General features: G+C 59.0%; 15 protein-coding genes, 1 tRNA gene and 1 pseudogene. 12 read left to right on the top strand and 5 right to left on the bottom strand.

Annotated elements, in window-relative coordinates; all coding sequences use genetic code 11:
* Positions 1–174: 174 nt before the first annotated feature.
* The 5 genes and pseudogenes from KHP60_RS21215 (at position 175) to KHP60_RS21195 (ending at position 7,119) form a co-directional block, all read left to right on the top strand.
* Entirely contained in the window at positions 175–999 is an 825-nt protein-coding gene (locus KHP60_RS21215; RefSeq protein WP_213566287.1) for an alpha/beta fold hydrolase, read from the top strand.
* A 183-nt stretch (positions 1,000–1,182) separates the two neighbouring features.
* Positions 1,183–1,933 (top strand): annotated as a pseudogene (locus KHP60_RS21210) (IS5 family transposase).
* Between the two features lie 706 nt (positions 1,934–2,639).
* On the top strand, positions 2,640–3,536 hold the full coding sequence (locus tag KHP60_RS21205) for a calcium-binding protein (RefSeq protein ID WP_213566286.1): 897 nt from the start codon (positions 2,640–2,642) through the stop codon (positions 3,534–3,536).
* Positions 3,537–4,373: 837 nt separating this feature from the next.
* Complete coding sequence (locus tag KHP60_RS21200) at positions 4,374–5,390, top strand: hypothetical protein (protein ID WP_213566285.1); 1,017 nt, start codon at positions 4,374–4,376, stop codon at positions 5,388–5,390.
* A 640-nt stretch (positions 5,391–6,030) separates the two neighbouring features.
* Positions 6,031–7,119, top strand: coding sequence for a site-specific integrase (locus tag KHP60_RS21195; protein ID WP_213566284.1), 1,089 nt, complete (start codon positions 6,031–6,033; stop codon positions 7,117–7,119).
* Positions 7,120–7,217: 98 nt separating this feature from the next.
* On the opposite strand, the gene KHP60_RS21190 is transcribed toward KHP60_RS21195, so the two are convergent.
* Positions 7,218–7,853: an HNH endonuclease signature motif containing protein gene (locus KHP60_RS21190; protein WP_213566283.1), complete on the bottom strand. Its 636-nt coding sequence runs from the start codon at positions 7,851–7,853 to the stop codon at positions 7,218–7,220.
* A 1,358-nt stretch (positions 7,854–9,211) separates the two neighbouring features.
* Here KHP60_RS21190 and KHP60_RS21185 point away from each other — a divergent pair.
* The 5 genes from KHP60_RS21185 to KHP60_RS21165 all read left to right on the top strand — a co-directional run bounded on the left by KHP60_RS21185 (position 9,212) and on the right by KHP60_RS21165 (position 13,809).
* On the top strand, positions 9,212–10,801 hold the full coding sequence (locus KHP60_RS21185) for a hypothetical protein (RefSeq protein ID WP_213566282.1): 1,590 nt from the start codon (positions 9,212–9,214) through the stop codon (positions 10,799–10,801).
* 134 nt (positions 10,802–10,935) lie between these two features.
* Positions 10,936–11,124: a hypothetical protein gene (locus KHP60_RS21180; protein WP_213566281.1), complete on the top strand. Its 189-nt coding sequence runs from the start codon at positions 10,936–10,938 to the stop codon at positions 11,122–11,124.
* A gap of 11 nt (positions 11,125–11,135) precedes the next feature.
* Positions 11,136–11,585 (top strand): hypothetical protein, encoded by a 450-nt coding sequence (locus KHP60_RS21175; RefSeq protein ID WP_213566280.1) that lies wholly within the window; start codon positions 11,136–11,138, stop codon positions 11,583–11,585.
* 2 nt (positions 11,586–11,587) lie between these two features.
* A complete protein-coding gene (locus tag KHP60_RS21170; protein ID WP_213566279.1) occupies positions 11,588–11,950 on the top strand; it encodes a plasmid mobilization protein in 363 nt (120 codons plus the stop codon).
* Positions 11,947–13,809: a hypothetical protein gene (locus KHP60_RS21165; RefSeq protein ID WP_213566278.1), complete on the top strand. Its 1,863-nt coding sequence runs from the start codon at positions 11,947–11,949 to the stop codon at positions 13,807–13,809. Before KHP60_RS21170 ends, KHP60_RS21165 begins: the two co-directional genes overlap by 4 nt.
* A gap of 638 nt (positions 13,810–14,447) precedes the next feature.
* Here KHP60_RS21165 and KHP60_RS21160 read toward each other — a convergent pair.
* From KHP60_RS21160 to KHP60_RS21150, 3 genes are all read right to left on the bottom strand, one after another.
* Positions 14,448–14,909 carry a DUF995 domain-containing protein gene (locus KHP60_RS21160; RefSeq protein ID WP_213566277.1) on the bottom strand — a complete coding sequence of 154 codons (462 nt, stop codon included), beginning with the start codon at positions 14,907–14,909 and terminating at the stop codon, positions 14,448–14,450.
* 212 nt (positions 14,910–15,121) lie between these two features.
* Positions 15,122–17,083 (bottom strand): hypothetical protein, encoded by a 1,962-nt coding sequence (locus tag KHP60_RS21155; RefSeq protein WP_213566276.1) that lies wholly within the window; start codon positions 17,081–17,083, stop codon positions 15,122–15,124.
* Positions 17,084–18,017: 934 nt separating this feature from the next.
* A complete protein-coding gene (locus tag KHP60_RS21150) occupies positions 18,018–18,248 on the bottom strand; it encodes a hypothetical protein (RefSeq protein WP_213566275.1) in 231 nt (76 codons plus the stop codon).
* A 235-nt stretch (positions 18,249–18,483) separates the two neighbouring features.
* On the opposite strand from KHP60_RS21150, the gene KHP60_RS21145 reads away from it, so the two are divergent.
* Positions 18,484–19,266: a restriction endonuclease gene (locus KHP60_RS21145; RefSeq protein WP_213566274.1), complete on the top strand. Its 783-nt coding sequence runs from the start codon at positions 18,484–18,486 to the stop codon at positions 19,264–19,266.
* Between the two features lie 60 nt (positions 19,267–19,326).
* Complete coding sequence (locus KHP60_RS21140) at positions 19,327–20,037, top strand: hypothetical protein (protein WP_213566273.1); 711 nt, start codon at positions 19,327–19,329, stop codon at positions 20,035–20,037.
* Between the two features lie 187 nt (positions 20,038–20,224).
* Here the strand turns inward: KHP60_RS21140 and KHP60_RS21135 are convergent.
* Positions 20,225–20,314: transfer RNA gene (locus KHP60_RS21135), tRNA-Ser, on the bottom strand.
* Positions 20,315–20,333 lie beyond the last annotated feature (19 nt).

Here is a 20,333-nt window from a genome sequence, read left to right as displayed (position 1 = left end):
CGGCTCAAGGCAAAAGCCCCACGTAGCCTTGAAGCCTTGGAGGCAGAGCTCAAACCAGCCCTCGACACCATCAGCGCAAAGGATGCTCAAGGCTGGATCAGGCATGCCGGCTATGCTCTACACTGAGACCAAAAGCGCTTTAGGCGATCAGACAGAAATCCATAAGGAGCCGCCATGAATGAACTCCGTCGCGTCGCCCTGAACGGCGATGTATTCGAATACTTCGATGTTGGGAATGGTCGGCCGATCCTGTTCCTGCACGGAGCGCTCGGTGACCTCAGGATCTGGCAAGGACATTGCGAGGCCTTGTCACCCCGCTACCGCTGCATCGGTTACACGCAGCGGTACTTCGGCCTCACGCCCTGGCGCGATGACGGCCCCCGGTTCGGCGTCACCACGCACGCCGAGGACCTCACTGCGTTCGTGGAGGCTCTCGGCCTCGCCCCAGTGTACCTCGTCGCTTGGTCCTATTCCGGTCATGTCGCCTTCCAGGCCGCGCTGCGGCGGCCGGACCTGTTCCGACGTGTGATGGTCTACGAACCGGGCGTGCCGAGCTATGTAACCGATCCGGTGGAACTGTCCGCCTTCGGGCGGGATGCCCAGGCTATCTACGGACAGATTGCTACCGCCGTAAACAATGGTGATCTGGAAGAAGCCGCTTGCCTGATGATCGACGGCTCCGGAGGAGACGGCTATTTAGACCGCCAAAGTCCGGAATACCGGACCATCGTTCGCGACAACCTTCACTCACTGCCGCGCCTGATGGCTCAGGAGACGCCACCGAAGATCACCTGCGAGGATCTTGCGGCATTGAGGATGCCCGTCTCGATCGCCCACGGTAGTCTAACGCGACCCGTCTTCGCCATTCCATCACGCGCGGCCGCACGGTGCATTCCTCATGCCCGGCACATGGAAGTACCAGGCGTCGGACATCTTTGGCCGCGGGAGGGTGTTCACGGTTTCGCGGCCATGATCGAGGATCTCGATGGCGCGACGTGAGAGGGGTGGCAGACAGTTGGTGGACTTTGCTGCCCAATGCCGGAGGATTCCCCCCGGCAGCTCAGAGTTGTGGAGTTCCTGAACACCGCTCAATGCTGTGCTAAGGCATGTGGACATTCAGGTGCCTTTGGGATTCCCGCCGTAGAGAAAGTTTGATTCGAGGCTGCAAACTGGAGGTCAGCTTTGAATCGGTTGGTGCTTAAGGACGAACAGTGGGAGCGTGTCGCGCCATTGCTCCTGGGAAGGCCGGCGATCCGGGTCGCACAGGCTCGGACAATCGGCTGTTTCTGGAGGCGGTGTTGTGGATGGTGCGCACCGGGGCACCCTGGCGCGACCTGCCCGAGGCGTTTGGCTCCTGGAACAGCGCGTTCCGGCGCTTTCGCCGCTGGGCCCAGGCCGGGATCTTCGAGCGGCTCTTCCAACTTCTATCCGGTGATCCCGATTTCGAGTACGCGCTCATCGATGGCACGATCATCCGCGTCCACCAGCACGGGACGGGCGCTAAAGGGGGACTTGTGGTCAGGCCATCGGGCGCTCGCGTGGCGGCCTGACGACCAGGATCGTGGCCCTGGTGGATGCGCTTGGCAATCTGGCGGACTTCCTGCTTCTGCCGGGCCAGCGTCATGACAGCGTTGGAGCCGATCCCTTGCTCGAGGGGCTCGAGATTAGCGCTCTGATCGCTGACAAGGGCTTCGACACCGATGTGCTGCGCCAGGAGCTCGATGCCCGTGGTGCGACCGCGGTTATCCCGTCCAAGGCCAATCGCGCGCGCCAGATTGCGTGTGACTTCGCCATGTACCGCTGGCGTCACCTGGTCGAGAACTTCTTCTGTGACTTGAAGCAGTTCCGCCGCATCGCCACGCGCTATGACAAGACCGATCAGAGCTTTGAGGCCATGATCTTTCTCGCCGCCCGCTTCACGGCTCTCAAATGATTGTCCACACGCCTTAGCTCGTCCAGCTATGGCGTTCGCGATTTGACGCATCCTCGAGCCATATGCGCATGATTTCTACGCCAAACCGTCGAGCGTGAATGTGTGTCGGTCTTATGAAAGGCTGTCTGACAAGGGTTTCGAGATGGAGTTCGATGCTCGTGTCAGGGTTGGTAACAGATCACACGCGAGAGGATGCTGTGCGGTCCCCATGATTGGAGGCTTCACAAATTCACCATCTGAGCAACGTCACGTCTTGGCAGGGCTCTGTGTGGTTCAGGCTGTTTCCCAGCAAACCTGACATCGCTCTTCGGCTCAGTTCTGCTTCAGAATGCAAAGGGACATTCTCCTGCGAGGCAGCGGCATCTCCCTTCTTGAGACCGGCGAAATGGTCGAACTCTTCTGATCCTGCCGAACCTATAATTTGAGGCAAAAAAGCGGAGATCCCATCTAAATATTCCGTCAATAGTCCAGATGCATTGGCAGCTAGTGAAAATACCTCTTCTGAATGTCTGTCCGAATCTCTGAATTCCAGCTACGTTTGTTCAAGCATTTAGCAGAATATGACTGATGAATATTATCATTTGTCGGCGCTAAGCGCACGGTTTTACTATGGCATACATACTAATGATCAAGTAATATAAAAGGTTTTAGCGCACGGATCTGCTGACTAAAGATTACTGCCGGCTGGAATTTAAAGAGGCAAGCAATGGCATTCATCATTGGAACACGTGACAGCGACACAATCATCGGAACGGCTCTCTCTGACATACTCGACAGTGGGGCCGGCAACGACTGGCTGGATGGAGGAGATGGAAGCGACATCTTATACGGCGGGGTGGGCATCGACACGACTTACTTTTCGTCTGACGCGGCCGTGACAGTTGACCTCGCCCGCAAAACGGCTGTTGGCCAGGGCTCGGACCATCTCTTCGGGATTGAGAACGTTGTCGGCTCATTCTCGGATGACATGCTGAGGGGTGACCGTAAGGCAAATAACCTGTCCGGGGGGTATGGCAATGATACTCTGATGGGCGCCGGCGGTGATGACTTCCTGAATGGCAATGTAGGCAATGACATCGTCATCGGTGGAACCGGTAACGATACCGTCGCCGGATCGAGCGGCAATGATCACCTGTATGGCTCGGCAGGAAACGACAGGCTGGATGGCGGGGACGGAAATAACACCCTGGACGGAGGAGACGGCAATGACACCTTGGGTAGCGCGCTTGGAACAGACTGGATGATTGGCGGAAGCGGGGCCGATACCTTCAGCTTCGGGCTGTATTCGTCTGGAACGACCTCTGCGCTGGTCAGCACGATAGCCGATTGGAGCGCGGCAGCTGACCGAATTGACCTAAGTATCGACGGAACTGCCTCGAACTATGGTGAGGCTGCCACCAGTGCAACGACTGTAGAAGCTGCCCTTACGAGCGCCGAGAGCTTCTTTGACAGTGCGACAATCACCCATGCATTCCTCTACAACCCGGGCATAAACAGGGGCTATGTCTTCTCGGACCAGGATCTAGACGGCACGTTTGAGATTGGCATTGTTATTGCCCAAGCCGGAACAGCAGCGGCGATGAATTACTGGAACATCGTCTAGACGCTTCCCTTAATCTGCCGCCCTGCATTGATCTTACCGTACCCCTCTCCCTGGTTCATATCGACGTCTTGGACCAGGATACCGCACGGGGTACCCCATATGGCTCGGTTGCGAGTTTGCGTATTCAAGTAGAGGCTAACCCAGCTGGGAAGATCATATATGGAGGGCTCGCCATGACCCACTTGCTTCGACCGAGCGCGCAACCAGCTGCTATCCCCCTGACCGGAATACGACGGCTTTTTAGCAGCTTTTTGGAGATGGGCCGAATGGATGGGCCACCATACCGCGCTCCAGGTTCCAACTGGCACTATGATGACTGCGACTAGTCGGGTGGGACATCGAGCGCGCATGCCCCGCACCGCCTCATGAACGCCGATCAATCCTTGCATCATCATTCGGCCTGATCTGCTCCACTTCCATTCACGCCTCGCGCGGCAGCCTCTCCAACCAGGTCTTTTCCTCTTCGTTCGCCCGAAGGTCCGCTGTCGATGATCCATTTGCACGTCCCAATGCTGGTACGGGAGCGCTGGATGTGCTTTTGCCTTCGACAGCCATTCGATCGAGTTGCCATTCTTGTCGCGTTGCGTGCCATCCAGTTGACGTTCGCAACGTCGGCAATCTCTAGCAGATGGTCCTTTCTCGGCAAAAATACTTGAACTGTCCGACACTGAGATCTGAAGAAGGCAAGCTGTGGATTCAGTCCGCACAGTCGCTCATTCAGCTTATGACTAAAGAGACACAACATAGAACTGGAGAGATGGAAACACGTCGTGACTTGAGTTCAGGGGCCGGGTAAAGTGCCACTATTGGAAGGTCATCAATAGATCTGGATTTTGCATGAAAGAAATTAGGACTATCAAAGTCGAGCGTGTGAAGAACTCACCTTCTGATTGGGACGCATTTGCGATCAAATGTAATGCATCTCATATGGAATTGAGCGGATGGATTAGGTTTCGACAAATTCGGAGTCACATACCGTTTCGAATCTACACATATAATATTTTGCATTGCCAAACAGAGCACTCGACAAAAATTGGTCAGTTCGCTGTGGGATTCGGGCTGAACAAGAGAATCTTTGCCGGTGGACTGCATCTTCTTCCCGAGTACCATGATGCCTGGCCGACATGCATGGAAATGGCACTGAACGAATTGGGACCCGGGCAGTATGTTTACGGTTCGGATTGGAGCTTCGAACCGCCTCGGGAACATTGCTTATCCACGTTAGCCGGCGTGACGGTCACAGACGTGCAAAGATACATGACAGAAGCGGTAGATTTCGCCCGCTGGAACTCTTGGGAGGACTATCAGAAGGCGATAAGCACAAATATCAAGCGGAGCGTAAAGAAAGCAAAGGATGAGTTGGAACCGTTTAAAATAGAAATAAAATATGGGATAACGTCGGCTGCACTTTTTCACAAGGTGTACTACGCAAAATTCATGATGTTGAGACGGAAGCTACACAAACTGAGAAAGCCCAGATTTTTACATTTTCTACTTCTATTGAATCCATCATACTATTTTATCAGAATTTTACTTACAAAAAACAAAGCTTTCTCGGCCATACTGTCTAAGAACCGGCATGTAGTCGCGAGCTTCAGTGGCGTCGAGGTAGGCAATGCAAGCTACTACTTTGAGGGTGGGACGATTGAATCCAACGGAGCTGGCTGGCTTCTGAACATGTCGTTGATGCACGATTTTTATATGCGCCATCCGACTGGTCGGTTCGTGTTGGGCTGCCAAGAACGCAAGGACGATCAATTTTCCGATGGGTGGGAAAGCTCTGTGCGCTATCGCCAGCGTGCTCGTGTGTCCGGCTTTCCGTGCAGCAGGGTGACGTTTACATTCTCCCGTTAAGGGCACCGCGGCTGTCACCGAGTGCTACCCTTGCAGCTTGTTACGATCATTCATTTCCTTATCTCTGATAAGCATATAACAGCGACGGTCTGAGGAGATCTCCCGGACGTCCGGCGCGATGGCTCAGATGTTGAAAGCGCACCTGTTCATCCAGTTCTGCCGGCGGGGATCTAACCTCGCCCCCTTGCCCCGCCAAGGTTGAGCTTCAGCCTCGGAGCCCCACAATGTCAGACCAACAATGAGGCCGAGCAGCCGTCGAGCCGCGAGGAATTGCGCAGAATGGCTGCCATAGCGCCCCGGTCTTTGCCATGCGAATCAGCGGGGCACTCTAGGCGAGCGCAATGCGGCCGGCACGGCGCTGTGACGTGCGACCCGGCGCACATTTTCACAACCGTCGAAAGCAGATGTTGTCGCTGCAGATGGGAAGGCCGGCGAGGTGGCCGCCTTAACAATAAAAATTTGAACTCTGTTTCAGTGACTTAGCTGCGGGGGATGGCGGAGGGGGTGGGATTCGAACCCACGGTGGGCTTGCACCCACGGCGGTTTTCAAGACCGCTGCCAAAGGCTTAACTTACAAAGGGAATTGACTGCGTTCGAGCTCATGTTGTCTATATGTTGCCAGAAAAGGGGCAGCATCAACATGGCAAGCTTTCGGCCGCATAAAGGGCGATGGACCGTTACGGTTCGAATCCCTGCTGAATTTCAAGGTCCAGTCGCCGCGAGGTCGATCTCGGAGACATTTCCGAAGAAGCGCGAGGCCCAGACATGGGCCGACGGTATCGAGACCGGGATCAAGCTGGGAACGTGGCGCGATCCGCGCTTGGAAGATCGGAAAACGTCGGGCAGATGCGAGGACCGGCCGCTTCGGGACACCATCCAGCGGTACAAGGATACGGTTACGCCGACGAAGAAGGGCGCTGCCAAGGAAGCCACTCTCCTGGAGCGTTGGATGCGCCATGAACTGGCAGACCGGCCCACGCGCACGATCGCTCGGTCCGATATCGCAACCTATCGAGACGAGCGGGTGCGGGCCAAAAAGGCACCGCAGACGATCCGGAATGAGATCAACACGCTGTCGGCGGTGTTCGGGTACGCCAAATCCGATTGGGGCTATGATCTCGAAAACCCAGTCCGAGATTTGCTGAGCCAACGGAAGGGCGTTCTTCCCAAGGCACGACCTGGGCGCGAACGGCGCCTTGTCGGCGATGAACAAAGCCGCCTCGAGAAGGCTCTGACCGAAGGAGGAGATGGGGAAGGAATGCTCGCTCTTTGGCGCGTCCTGTTGGACACGGGAATGCGCCTAGGCGAAGCACTTGGCCTCACCGTGGCCACCGTCCGCAATGGCGAAAGGAGTCTTCTCCTGCCGGATACGAAGAATGGCACGACCCGCGAGGTCCTCCTATCGGACCAAGCTTGGACTGACCTCTGTGACCACATACGGGGCTTGGACGATGATGAACTGCTTTTCCCTGGTCAGGGGGTAGTGGACTACCGATGGAAGTTGGCACGCGCTACGGCAAAGGTATCCGGTTTTCGTATTCACGACCTTCGCCATGAGGCGCTTTCAAGAATGGCCGCCCGTGGCGTCGACATCAAGACGATGATGTCCCAGTCGGGACATAAGACTCCGGCAATGCTCATGCGGTACCTGAATCCAACCCGGGAGGAACGGCGCCTCAAGCTTTTCGGGGAAAGCTCGTCGTACTTCCAACATCAAGTCGCAGCGTGAGGACCGTCACGGGGCGGTGCCTTGAGAAGCGTTCTCATGGCACCGACCGGCGGATCTCTCGGCATGCCTCTGACTGGCTATTCCCCGGTGTCAAAACCCTAGTCACCATCGTCGAGCATTCCACAGGAGAGACATCGCGCACCGTTCCAAGGACCTTTCGAGCCGCAGTGACCACAGTAGAAGCTACTATGCGGCTTCTCCTCAGTCGGGACGTAGCCTGTCCCTAATGGAGTCTGAACGACTCTGATCGCTCCGGAAGTGTAGAGAACCTTGAAGAATGGCGTAATGCGGAACTCTGGGTCGGCCGTGCCAAAGGTTTTGAACTCGATGATGTGAGAGCTGACGCGATCCCTGAGCGCCCTCAGGGCATCGGGCCGTGCCTTGGCGAACGCAACGATCAGAGGCTCCAAATCCACCAAATTCAAGGATTCGTCCGCGACCGATCGTTCCACGACATTCAACGCTTTTGCCAATGCAGCATCCGAGATGGCCTGGGTTGCGGCCTTCCTACACTTGTCGGCTTTGGCTCTCGCCTCTTGCAAGACGATTTGGAAGATAGGGGTGGCCTCGAAAAGGGTAGACCTCTTCTTGTTGTTGCACGAACTGCATGATGGCATCCAGTTCTCGTAGGAATTCAGGTCGAAATCAGACGGTAATCCATAACTGATCAAATGCCCGACCAATTCGCTGGGACGCGACAAAAGGTATTCGGGAATGATGTGATCAACCTGCATTGATCTCAGATCAACAGGCTTGCGACACAAGTAACATCGCTCTCCATGGACCTTATATATTGCCCATTTCTCAGCGGACGAAAAAATATAATCGGACATACTATCCGTTGCTCTATGCGGTATTGGGAGAGATCTTCCAGCCAGCGGAAGCGACGTTTGAGGACGCTGCGTATCATACCTCTCGATGTGCCGCCATCCTGAGCGGCGGAGCATGTAACAGGTACCAGCTCGGAATACCGAAAGCCCATGGCGAAATCCGTTGGCTTGTAGGACAACGTGTCCGGGTCGTGCTGGCCTTGGCTAGCACGACCCGGGCATATCCAGGTCGCCCCTGCGAGGGGCGTGAGGCCCTTGGGGGCCGGAGCCGGACCTCTTGGTCCGGGGGACCAGACACCTCTCTCTTGCAAGGAGGACGCCCACTCGGCATTTTCGTGCGCTACAAAAAGTGAGCTCTGTATGGCTTCCAAGCCCAAAGTGTCCAGGCCGCGTCGCGGCCGTCCGCCGAAGAACGGGAAGAAAGCGATGTCGCCTGCGGAACGTTCAGTTCGGCGCCGGGATCGTCAGGCTGCAACTGCGGCCCAAGTGTCTCAGACACGAATTTGGGCCGAGAAGGCAGTCGCATCTCTCTCCGAACTGGAGGACGCCGTCGAGGCGGCGGCCCTTCCCCCGGGGAGCGACATCCGAAGGGCGATCTCGTCCCTCCACTGGGAACTCAGGAACATCTCTGGATTGCTTTCCGACCGGCACAACGAAGGCATCGTCAGTTGGAGGAGGCGTTGTCGAGGGGAGCCGGAGTGATCTTGGGTCGAAGACGGCCGCCCGGGTTGACCCATACGCCGCCGAAAGCCAGCCTTGAAAACAGGAGCCCCCCGGTCTTCGCGCTTGCAGGCGCTCGCGGGGGGCGTGTGAACGAGGTCCATGATGATCACCGGCATCGCACGCGTCAAACCTGCCCGTCGTTCTGACGGGTGATTGCCAGGCTGGGACATACCCCCAGCCATACGACGCCTCCCTCTGATCCGAACCGTCAACAAAATTTGCATCGCCCGGGTGCAACCTCCGAGAGCGTTGCCGCCGTGCGCGCCAGCGAGGGCTGCCTTGGAGGGGCAATAACTGTTCCGCCAGAAATGGCGGCTCCACTGGCGTTTGACCCCTCGGAGTCTGACCGCCCATCTCCGGAGCTGGACGACCTTCGTTGTGTCCGTTCCGCCCTCAAGGAGAAGAAGAAGCCGAACGCTATCTTTGAGCACGATGGTGGCCGCTGGACCCTCGCCGACCGCATCCAGGTCTCCGCGAACCGCTTCAAAGAGGACGTCCGCCTCCGCAGGTGGGTGGCCGGGCGAGAGAACCGCAAGATCATGTTCGAGCTCACGACGGAGGTCGCCGACATCCTGGAGCACATGACAGGCGAGAGCTACCGTCGGGCCTCCGACGGCGCATGCCTCGTCGACCTCGTCACCGGCAGGGTTGTTGAGCAATCGGCCGAGCGCTGGAAGCGTCGGACCATTCTCCCCGCCGCATGGCACGAGATGCGCGGGCCGATCTGCCGTGACCTCGAGGCCTACCTCAAGGGTCACCCGCGTGGGGACAACGCCCGGTACGTCGTCCTGACGGGTGGCGAGCGCGTCACCATCGAAGGGCTCGCCGACCGAATCGACGAGGTCAGGATCCGCGTGAAACGGGTGGCCGAGGCACTCCGGGACATGGGCGTCGACGTTCTCCTCCGGGCGACCGAGTTCCCTTATGACCCGATCAGCAAGACGTTCCACGTCCATGTCAATTTGGTGATCCTTGCCGACAGGCACCTGTCCAAGGACGAGTGGAGCCTCTACCTCGCCACCCTCCGCAAAGCGAACGGTGGCTTTTGGATCAGGGATTGCGGCGAGTTGGAGAAGCCTCAGGAGGCCATCAAATATTGCCTGAAGGGCGAGGACCTTGAGCACCTGATGCAAGACATCGACGCCTTCGTCGAGTTCACGGAGGTCGTCTCCGGAACTCCGAAGAAGAGGGGACCGAAACTCGTCCAGCCTCTCGGTGCCTTCAAGGCATGGCGCAGAGCACTTGGGGACGCAGACCTCCGCACCGTCTGGGACAGCGAGTCCGACTCTGTGGTCATCGTGCCGGTCCGCAAGCGCGAGGCCAAGCCCGAGGAGACTCCGCTCGTTGACCCTGAGACCGGCGAGATCCTCGAACCCGTCGAGCAGCCGGAGGAAGAGAAGGAAGCTCCTCGCAACGTGCTGCGCGGTCTCATGTGGTCCCGCACCGCAACCCCGTGGGTCACGCCCCACGCGATCGTCGTGGGCTACGACCGGCAGACGTCACTCTGGGATATGGACTCCGACCTTCGCCAGGCTCGTGAGATCGCCATGCAGATCTTCGAGGACATTCATGGCCTCAAGCCTGTACAGGTGGCCAACATCACCGACCGCGTCAACGCGGCCGCCAAGGCGTGTCTCACGGCCGCTGAGCGGCCGGAACGCCGGGCGCAGGTTCGGGCCCTCCGGCGCGGCGACATCACACCTATGGCCTTCCCTGCGATCCTGAAGGAAGTCGCAGAGGCGAGGAAGAAGGCCAAGGCGGCGCCAGCCGCCAAACCGGCGACAGCCGGGACCCTTAGAGTTCACAACGGCACGTCAAGTGACGCGCACGCGGCGCTTGACGTGGTGCCTACTAGAGACCAATCGGCCGCTTGGCCGATGCTGAATTCTCTTCTGAGAGAGTTTCCGAAAGCGAAAATCGACGTCATCAAGCCCCCCTATGATCCTCCGGACGACTGGACCGAGCGGGAACGCTACGATCTCGAATACGAGGCGATCGTCGACAGACTTCGAGCGGAGATGAAGTCCCCGAAGGAGGCCAAACTCCCGAAGAGGGCGAAACTCAAGACCGATCCGACCGACCTATGGGCGACCGCACGCCTAGGTCTGAAAGGTCGGCACGCAGCCTGAGTTTGCGCCGGCGGAATGAGCCCGCAATCGTTCCATGCAGGGGAAGCCTCGAAAGTAAGCCAGCAGCGGGCGGTAGAACCGCCCGATCTGGCCAGGGGGCAAGCCCCCGTGGACCCCCAAGACAGGAGCCTCGAATGCAAGACGTCGAAATCACCCTCACCCTTCCGGCCGACCAAGCCGAAGCGCTCGCCGAGATGGCGAAGCGCTTCTCCTGGTCGGACGCTGACCAGCTCGCCGCGGATGACCGCGAGGCTCGCCTGATCGTCAGCGCCGTGACTGCCCTGCAAGCCGCTCTCCGCGAGCGCGGCTTCGCGCCGCGCTGATGGAGGCTGCCATGACCGATAAGCCCATCAAGATCCGAGTCCATGCGCCCACAGAGGCTATCGCCCTGCGGGTCGCGGCTCGTGTTGCCGGCGTGGACCGCCGCAACCTACGTGCCCGCCCAGCCCGCGATGGCGGTGCCATGTGCTACGCGACCATCACCGAGCCGGAAGATCGATACGCCGTCTCATGGGGCGTGGACACCATGGACGATATCGGCGAGCTGCTTTGGTGCGGCGGCAATGGGTACGCCGAGGAGTGCTACCTCTACCTCGGGCGCATCCTCGCGCTCACCTACGACCGCATGAATTCTGCCGAGCGTATGGCCCTCATGCAGATGCTCGTTCCCAAGCCCGAACACGTCATGAAGGAAGATTGCAGCCTCGAGGTGTTCGAGGAGTACCTGCCGCGCCAGGTCAACAATGCCCTCTATCCCGTCGACGACGAGGACGAGGACGACTGACCATGGGCTCCGAGAACCGCCGCACGTCGAAGCTCATGACCTTCCGGCTCACGCCGGAAGAGCATGCGGCCGTCGTTGAGGCGGCGGAGGCCCGCGGCGTCGGCCCGACGGCATGGGTGCGCCGTCTCGCGCTTCACGCAGCCGAGCAGCCCCTGCCTCCCATGACCGCGAAGAAGGATCGTCTCGCGAAGTCGGTCGACACCTTCGTCGGCGCGGTGAACAAGATCGGCAACAACGCGAACCAGCTCGCCCTGAAGGCCAACGCTGCCGGCGAGATCGCCACGGCAGCCGCCGTCGATGCCCTCGTCGACGAGCTGCGCGCGCTGCGTGCCGTCGTCCGTGCGACCCTCGAGGACGTGCCGTGAGCATCGGCGGCATCGTACGTCACGGACGTACCCGCCGAGACGCCCAGAATCTGGAAGCGCACTTGCTCAAGGACGCGAGCGAGGCGGACGTTGAGATCGTCAACAGCATCGCGCCGACCTTGAACGAGCTGTTGCAGGACATGCAGGTTGCCCGCGATGGCGCGGGCGCCGATGCCGCCTTCCTCCACTTCCATATCTCGCCCTCGATCTCGATGACGATCGATCAGATGCGTCGTGCCGGCGAGATCGTCCGCCAGCATTTCGGGGCGGTCGACCATCCCTGTGCGATGGTCCCTCACCGGAAGGACCGGATAGGCGGTGATGGAGACCTGCACGGGCATTTCGCGATCCAGCGGGCCTACGGCGGCAAGGTGATCCCGTCGGGCTTCGAGATCATCAAGATGGAAACGGCGATGCGACTGGTCGAGTACGAGTTCGGCGAGAAGCCGACCCTCGGCCGCCATCACGCGTCGAGCCTGAAATGGCTGCGGGCCAACGGGCGCGAGGACGTGGCCGACTGGCTTGAGGCCGCCCACGGTGCCGATCCCGAGAGGCCCCGCTCCGCGGCGTCACCGGCAAAGCGTCAGGGACTCAAGCGCAAGGGCGTGGAGCTGCCGGAGGCCAAGGAGCTCATCGCCCGGGCGTGGACGGTCTCGGACGATGCGAAAGCGTTCCGGAACGCCCTGCGTGAGCAGGGATTCGACGTCACCCCGGGCAAGAAGGACGGGGTCTTCGTCGTGACGCAGGACGGCATCGAGATCGGCTCCGTCGACCGTCTCGTGAAGGAGAAGCGTGCGGCCGTCGCCGCTCGAATGAAAGGATTGGATGATGTCGCAGCAGCAGAATTCCTCACCGGCCAGGTCCACCAAGCCGGCCCCGAAGGCTACCGAGGCCGAGTGGAAAATCTTTCAGGAAGCGAAGGGTGCCCACCAAGCGTCGAAGCAGGTGTTGGAACTCCTGGCCCCGTCGGAGGAGGGCGAGGAAATGCCCGATCCGTTGCAGGACGTGAAGGATCTCCTGACGCAGATCGCGACTGCGTTGGGCGCGCAGGAGCAGCGGCTCCAGAGCCTAGAGAATCATCTCGTCGCGATCCGCGAAGGGAGAGGGCGGCTTGGCAAGCACGGAGGCTCGCAGCAGTAGCTGGCCTGGCTCGAATGGACATCGCGGGCCTTCGTGCGCAACTCACGGAAGCCATGCGTCCGGCCGTCGACAAGGTCACCGAGCAACTCGACGCACGCGAGCGGGAGGCCAAGAAGACGTTCGCCTTCAGCAAGTCGCCCGTGGTGGAACCGGAGACGCTCCGGGATGCTCGTGAAAATCTCGCCAAGGCGCAGGCGGCTTCGACGAAGCTCTTCTACGCCAAGGGAAAGGATAGGGACGAGGCCGCGCGCCAACTCCTCCTCCTCGGCGAGAAGCCCACCGGCTTCAAGTCATGGATCACCGGCCGCACGGCGCGCTGGAAGCGCGATGCGGCTCCGCACCGGGCCGTGATTGAGGACTACGACGGGAGGAAGGCGAAGATCGAGCAGCACATCGAGACCTACGGGAACAAGATCAAAACCCACGAGGTGTCGTTCCGGCCGCAGCTCAACGACCAGCTCAGGAAACGGGAGGATGCGGCCACCAAGGCCAAGGAGGAATTCAAGCTCCTCGACGAGGCCCGCACGGTCCTGAAGGAGCATCCCGAGCTCGCGGCCGAAGGAGTGGAAGGGGTTCTCGCCGAGACCCGTAGGCGGCTCGACAGAAAGAGTGGCATCGACGGCGCTCCCGGGGCGAACGGCCAGAGGGTGGGTTTCCTCCCAGATGCGGCCCGACGTCGAACCGTCGAGGACGAGCCAGCGGCGCCCAGATTCCGATAGGGGATCATACCAGCCGACCTGAAGATGGGCTTGTACGGCCTTGGAAATGCATCGTTTTGTGGACAGGAGGCCCGTCACCCCCTTCTTTGGGCGCCTTCAATGGGTGGGAGCTACAATGATCGTCACAGCGTCAGGCCGTCGGGGCACGATGTTGTCCGCGGTATCGTTCCAGTTTCTAGGCGTCATCGTGATCGCATGGGCGTTCCTGGTTCCTATCCCACTGACGTTCCAGGTCCTAATCGCCTTGTTGGTGACGTTTATCAGACTCGCGGTCTCGCACATCCAGACTGCGATCACGATGGCTCGGAAAGAAGCCGAGGCGAGTTCATGGTTCAATGTGCTGGTCTTCCGTATTGCTCTGAACAAGGCACTTACGAACGATCGGCGTGGCGAGGTGCTCCAGGGTCATGTTCTGGGCCTAGCGGGCCTGCCTGATCGTATTCGCTTGGTTCATGGGTGTCGCCACCGCATGACCCATGGATGTCTCCTCGGCCCCGTGCAGCAAGCCACGGAAAGTGGTCTGTCACCAAGGTGTCACTTGGGACAGCGCGGGTGGCATCAAGCCTCCTGGAGTTCGTCGTGAGGAACCTCCTGCGGTCACGCGGAGGAGGTCACTTCGTCGGCATCAGCTCGATTACTTACCCGATCGACGCTTTGAAGGCGTTCACCCGAGGCGTCACGGAGTCGCCGGGCTTCACCCTGTTGGCCTCGTCCGCAGGGTTGGGCTTGGCCTGCCGGAAAAACCACCAATCGCCCTTCTTCCCGTTGGCCCAATTCTTGTAGATCGTTCCCTCCGCCTTCGCGTGGATGAAGCATTCCTCGTGGGTTCCGCTTCCGGCCTTGTTGGTCCATGTCCCGACCATGCACATCTTGTCCGCATCGACGGTCCACTTGCCCGTGCCGTGCACCAGGTCGCCCTTGCCCGGGATGCGCCCCATCCCGATGAAGGTGCCGTCTGATGCAAAGTAGAACCCGCAGCAATCGTCTTTCTGGTTCCAAGTGTTGCCCTCGTAGAGCGCACGCACCTCGGTGGCCGACAGTTTCACGGCCTTCGCGGGAAGATCCTTCGCGATGGCTCTTGCGAATGGCGCACCACCCATGATGACAGCGCCTGCCAACGCGAAGTGTGCTAAGCGGCGGAGCCGGACAATCAACGGCCGGCAAGAAGGTGGTGGCGCATTGGTTTCCTGCTTCATTTCAGTGCTCCTTTAATACACGCCCGAAGACGACAGCGGAGGGTGCGTCCCCGAGCGACCGGAAGCCTCGACCCCAGCACGAAGCGCTTGGTCGGGGAGATCCATGAACGCCTGCGTCATAGAAATAGGTCTCCCTCGTCTGTCGCTCGCGTGCCCACGATGCTGTAGACGTAGTACTTCACGCCGCCTCTCGAGACCGCACCGTCATATTCCAGGGCTGAAAGGGCCTTGCCCTTCGTCTGTGTCATGGACACGAGGCCACCCTCCCCGGGCATGCCGGGATCACTTGGCCCACCGACACCACCGGATAGCGCGAGTTTGTTCGAGATGTCGAAATCGATGCGGTTGTCCCTGTTTGGATCCGACAGTTTCGTGGTTGTCACTAGGAGGTCTTTCCGTCCGAAATTGCTGATTACGTCGTCCCCGAGGAAAAGGTCGAGTGCGGTGTCAAAGAAGAAGATGTTCTCCTTCTTGTCCGCCTTGTCGCCGGACAGCCGATCGTTACCGATCTTGCTTTCCTTGGCCCCGGCCGGGCGCACGCTCGCGGTCGCGTAGACGAACGAGTCGTCCCAATCCTTGCCCAGAAGACGCAGCCCCTTTGTCCCGTCCACACCCTTGATCAGGACGGTGTCCTTTTGCTTCCCGCTCCCGTCGAAATCCAGCAATCCGCCCTTGCCGAACGTGACGATCCCGTCCTTGTCCTTGTCCGGCAGGGCCTTCGAGGTCGCAAGGACGTCCACCTTCTGGAAGTTCCGGATCACGTCCTTTCCCGTGATCGCGCTCACGTCGAATGAAAATGTGTTCCGGTAGGAAGGACCGGAAAGGGTTTCGCTTGATCGGGGACTGCCATTGACATCCGTGACGCTGCTTAGGTCCAGGGACTGGTGGAGGGAGTGTGCTTCATATTGCTCGATTGCAAGCGCCTTCACCTTACCGGAGATATACTGTTCATAGGTGAGATTAAGTAGGTATCCGGCCGCGATGCCAGCGAAGACTGGCCAGGCGGCTGCCACCCCCGCTCCCACGAAGAAGGTCACGGCGCCTGAAGCGAATGCCGCGGTTCCAGCCTGCAACACCGAGCCAACGGCTTTGTCCAGCGCCTGCACCATGGCATCACGATTGGCATCGTGAATGATTTTCTCACGTTGTTCCGGTGTCGTTGTCGGATCGTTGGCCTTATCGATCTTGGACCGAAGTTGGCTCACAATGGCGACGTAATCGATGGTTGCTCCCGCGAAACTGGCAAAGGCACTCAGCTTTTGCGCGTATTTTGCCGCGTCCAACGCGATCTTGCTCTCTTTCCCGTGCTTGACGACTTCCAAAGCCGCATAGATGTCAGTCACCCCAACCCAATAGGAGAGAACGCCCTCCGCCCAGGCATATCCCCTCTGTTCGTCGCCCGGCTCGAGGCCGGCGAGGACCCGGTCCTTGATGTCGAATACGAATTCTGCCTGGGATAGGGTCGTACCCGATGGGCCGGTGACTGAAAGGAGCTTGTCCGTATTTGCGTGGCGCGCGTGGATCCACAGGTTCCCGCGGGCAACCTCCGCCTCGATCTCTTCATCGCGCAGTCCGACGATCGCAGGGAGGGTGATGTCCGTAGTGCCTCTCGGCACACGGACTGTCGGCACGGCTGCGGCTTCGGACTCCCATCCCGGGGTGTTCGGCGTGATCATGAGATCAATGTCGAAATCGACGGGTTGGGACAATTTCACTCGAACGCTTCCGGGGGGCTCGCCCTCCGTGATTTCAATTCTGCCGGGATCAGCTCCGGCAGAGGTAATGCTGAGGTCCACCTTCTCGATGAGGACGCCATAGTCGTTGTCCGGATCCGTGTTGTCCTCAAGGGGATCGTCCAGGTTTCGGAGCTCGAGGGAGGATTGGGAACCCATCACGATGAAATAGGGACGCATGTAGAGATCCCCTTGATCCCCACCGTAGCTGAAGCCCAGGAACTGGAATGCGTCCCTATTGTAGAAGAGGTCTTCCGAGCCAGTTGCCGGATTGTAATCGCCTGCAATGCTGATGCGAACGATGTCGCCGTCCTTGAAACCTAGAGAGGATAAATCGACGGACAAACTTCTCGATTGAGGGTTCATCTTTATGAATGGCATTGTCACCCCTATTTGATCTGCGCGGCAGGTCGGCGACTTGCGATTTCAGGTTACGTTCGCCCGTTGGTTTGCCCCTCCCTCACGAAACCGCCTTCCGGGGCAGATTCTTCGCGAGGGCGTCAGAATTCGTTCCTCATGGGCAGTTGTTGAACACGCCGCATCATCACTAGACCGCGGAAGCGTAGGCAAATGAGCATTGGGATAACGGCCAAGCTTCCTAGGTACAACCGAGGCGGTAGCAGGTCGCGGATCGTCCAAGCTTATGCAACTCTGCCGCCCCTTGGGCCATGTCGCGGGAGCCCTCGTAGATCCAACACGAGACCATCGCTCCGGGAGGATAAAAAGGTCTTGTGGTTATTGCTACCGAATGCCAGGTACAAGGCGCGCTGAGCAAGGGCTTGGCCCCCTTCCGAGAGCCCGACAGCCGCGGACCTCGTCAGGCATGAAATGCCGCTTGATGGATTCTTTCGTACCGGCGCAAGGAACAACCCTCCCTCAGCGAACCTCATCAAGAGAGTGGCAGGAGGTGTTCATGACGAAGAAGCGCAGGCAGCCGACGTGTGGCGAGGTTGCGAGGGCTAGGGCGCAGAAGGCTCGGCAGAGATCAAGGTCGGCTGGGCGGAGCTTCCTGGAAGGCGAGATCCTGTTCGGTGTCGTGCTCGTATCGTCCCTTATGGCGGGATTGTTGATGGCCCCTTTCCCTCGAAGACGACAGATCCCGCATGACGAGGTGATCCTCATCGTCCGGAACCGTCGCGAGGAAGGTGGGGATGACCGTCCTCCGAACGAGTACGAGTTGGGGGTGCCAAGTCCCTTCCGTCGCCGGGAGTTGGGGCAAGGGCGCTACTCGTCCCGTCCGTCGTATGATCGCTTGATGAAGGACCTGAGGCGGCCTGCTTCACGGTGTGAAGCGTTGAGTATCCTCTGCCAGCGTGTCGACGATCCAGAAACCCGGGCCTGGGTGAACCGTCGTGTTCATGAGGACGACATCAACCGACTCGCGATCCACGTTCGCCCGGGTGTACCCGAGTATATGATCCTCCAGGCATGGCGAGCCGAGGTCGATGCCGACTTGGCTGCTGCCGCGGTGGCGGCGGAAGGCGTCACTGATCTGAGGCGGATCGCCCAAGCCGTCGAATCCTTGAGGGGGGACGCTGTCCCGGGAGGCCCTCCCAAGGGTACCGCGCCTTCGACCGGATTCGTTCCCGATTTGGGATGAGGGATCATACCACCTGACCCCAAACACGCGCTGTACGGGGCTGGAAATCGCTCAAAATGTTGACGGGCAGGTCAGAAGCCATCAATCAGGCTTGCCCATCCCCTTATCGGGATCGGGCCGGAACCGCCTGCACGATGAGATTTGGATGCCGCGCCTGATAACGAGTCGAACCCCTGGAACTTGGCAGGAACTTGAGACAACAGTTCGGGACATCCTCCGGGAATGTGGGATGCAGGCCGAGTGCCAAGTCACCCTGACGCTTCCTCGAGGTAGCGCCAATATCGACGTGCTCGCGGAAGATCGGGTGGAGGGAATCGTTCACAAGATCATATGCGAGTGCAAGAATTGGACTGCGGCCATCCCGCAGCATGTTGTCCATGCATTCCGGACGGTCGTCCATGAGGCAGGCGCCAACCGGGGCTATATCATATCGAAGGCGGGATTTCAGTCTGGGTCAATCGAGGCTGCGAGCTCGACGAACATTGAACTTGTGACCTTCGAAGAGTTCCAGGATATTTTCTTTGAGAGATGGCTAAAGGCCCAGTCCTGGGCGCTCGAGAACAATTACGGCGGTTTCAATACTTACTATGAGCCGTTTGGTATTCCTGGCATCCACCGGCTTGAGGACGAAACGGAGATCAGGGAGTATCAGGAGATACATCGCCATTACCTGTATCTTGGCTTAATACTACCTTCGTTTTCGCCATACAGGTGGATAACTGGCGGCGCTTGGCCCACGCTCCCGTTCGATTGCACAAGGATCGAGGCGCATGGAATTCATGTACCTGAGGATATCAAGGCGGCGACCGCATACAGGGAACTCTTCCAAGCCTTGGAGGCTCACGTAGACGAAGGATTGCGGGCACTGCGCAAGAGGAACCCTATCACTCGCAACCAGCCCTATGACTCCATTGAACGGGACGATTGACGCGGCATGTCCGCAGGCCGCGTATTACTCGGATGAGCATCCTCCACCAGGGTTCCGTGAATGAAGCATATTGACGAGTTCGTCGACGAACGACAGCAGGCTTGGTGCATTCATTGCGGCGGATGGATCGCCGAACTGGATACCAATCGGGACCACGTCCCAACAAAGACTCTCCTCCATAAGCCTTTCCCTGAGAACCTTCCAGTCGTTAAAGTCTGCAAGGATTGTAATGAAGGGTTCTCCCTAGACGAGCAGTACCTCGTGGCGTTCTTGGGAAGCGTTCTCTCAGGGACGACCGACCCCAGTGCCCAATCAAATCCGGCAGCTAGCCGAATCTTACGGACGAATGAAAGCCTTCGAGCCAGGATTGAGCAGTCGAAAACCACGTACCGGACAATAAGTGGTGAGACCCGGCACGTTTGGAAGCCGGAGCAGATGCGGATTGACCGCGTACTTCTAAAGAACGCCCGAGGCCATGCGTTTTTCGAGAACGGCGAACCCATGTTGTCAGAACCAGACATCGTGTGGTCAAGGCCGCTCGAAACACTCACCGCCGAAGGACGGGACGCCTTTGAGGATCCTGGAGACAGCGGTTTCTGGCCGGAGGTCGGAAGTCGGATGATGACGCGGATCATGACTGGCCACGACCTCTCGGGCGGCTGGGTCATCGTTCAGGAAGGGGTCTACCGATACTCCGTAACACAAGACCCTGGGATCCGCGTCAGAATGGTCCTCTCGGAATACCTAGCCGCGGAGGTCTGTTGGGACTGAGCCACGAATCAGATCAGGTCAGAAACCTGCCGAAAACGCCTCCTGACGGGAGGACATCCGCAATTCGACCTTCTGCAACAACATGTGTGTTGCTTCCATGTTGTCGCGGAAAATTGCCATGCACGCAGTGCGTGCAGAAGTTCGTTATTCGCGTCAACAAGTTTTGCATATAACAACCAAAGGGTTATGGCGGAGGGGGTGGGATTCGAACCCACGGTGGGCTTGCACCCACGGCGGTTTTCAAGACCGCTGCCTTAAACCACTCGGCCACCCCTCCAGAAGCGGAGAAGATCGCT

Origin of the sequence: Microvirga sp. 3-52, from assembly GCF_018383585.1 — a bacterium.
Taxonomy (GTDB): Bacteria; Pseudomonadota; Alphaproteobacteria; order Rhizobiales; family Beijerinckiaceae; genus Microvirga.
The sequence above is the reverse complement of the archived record's forward strand: the minus strand, read 5'-3'. Positions and strand labels throughout refer to the sequence as shown.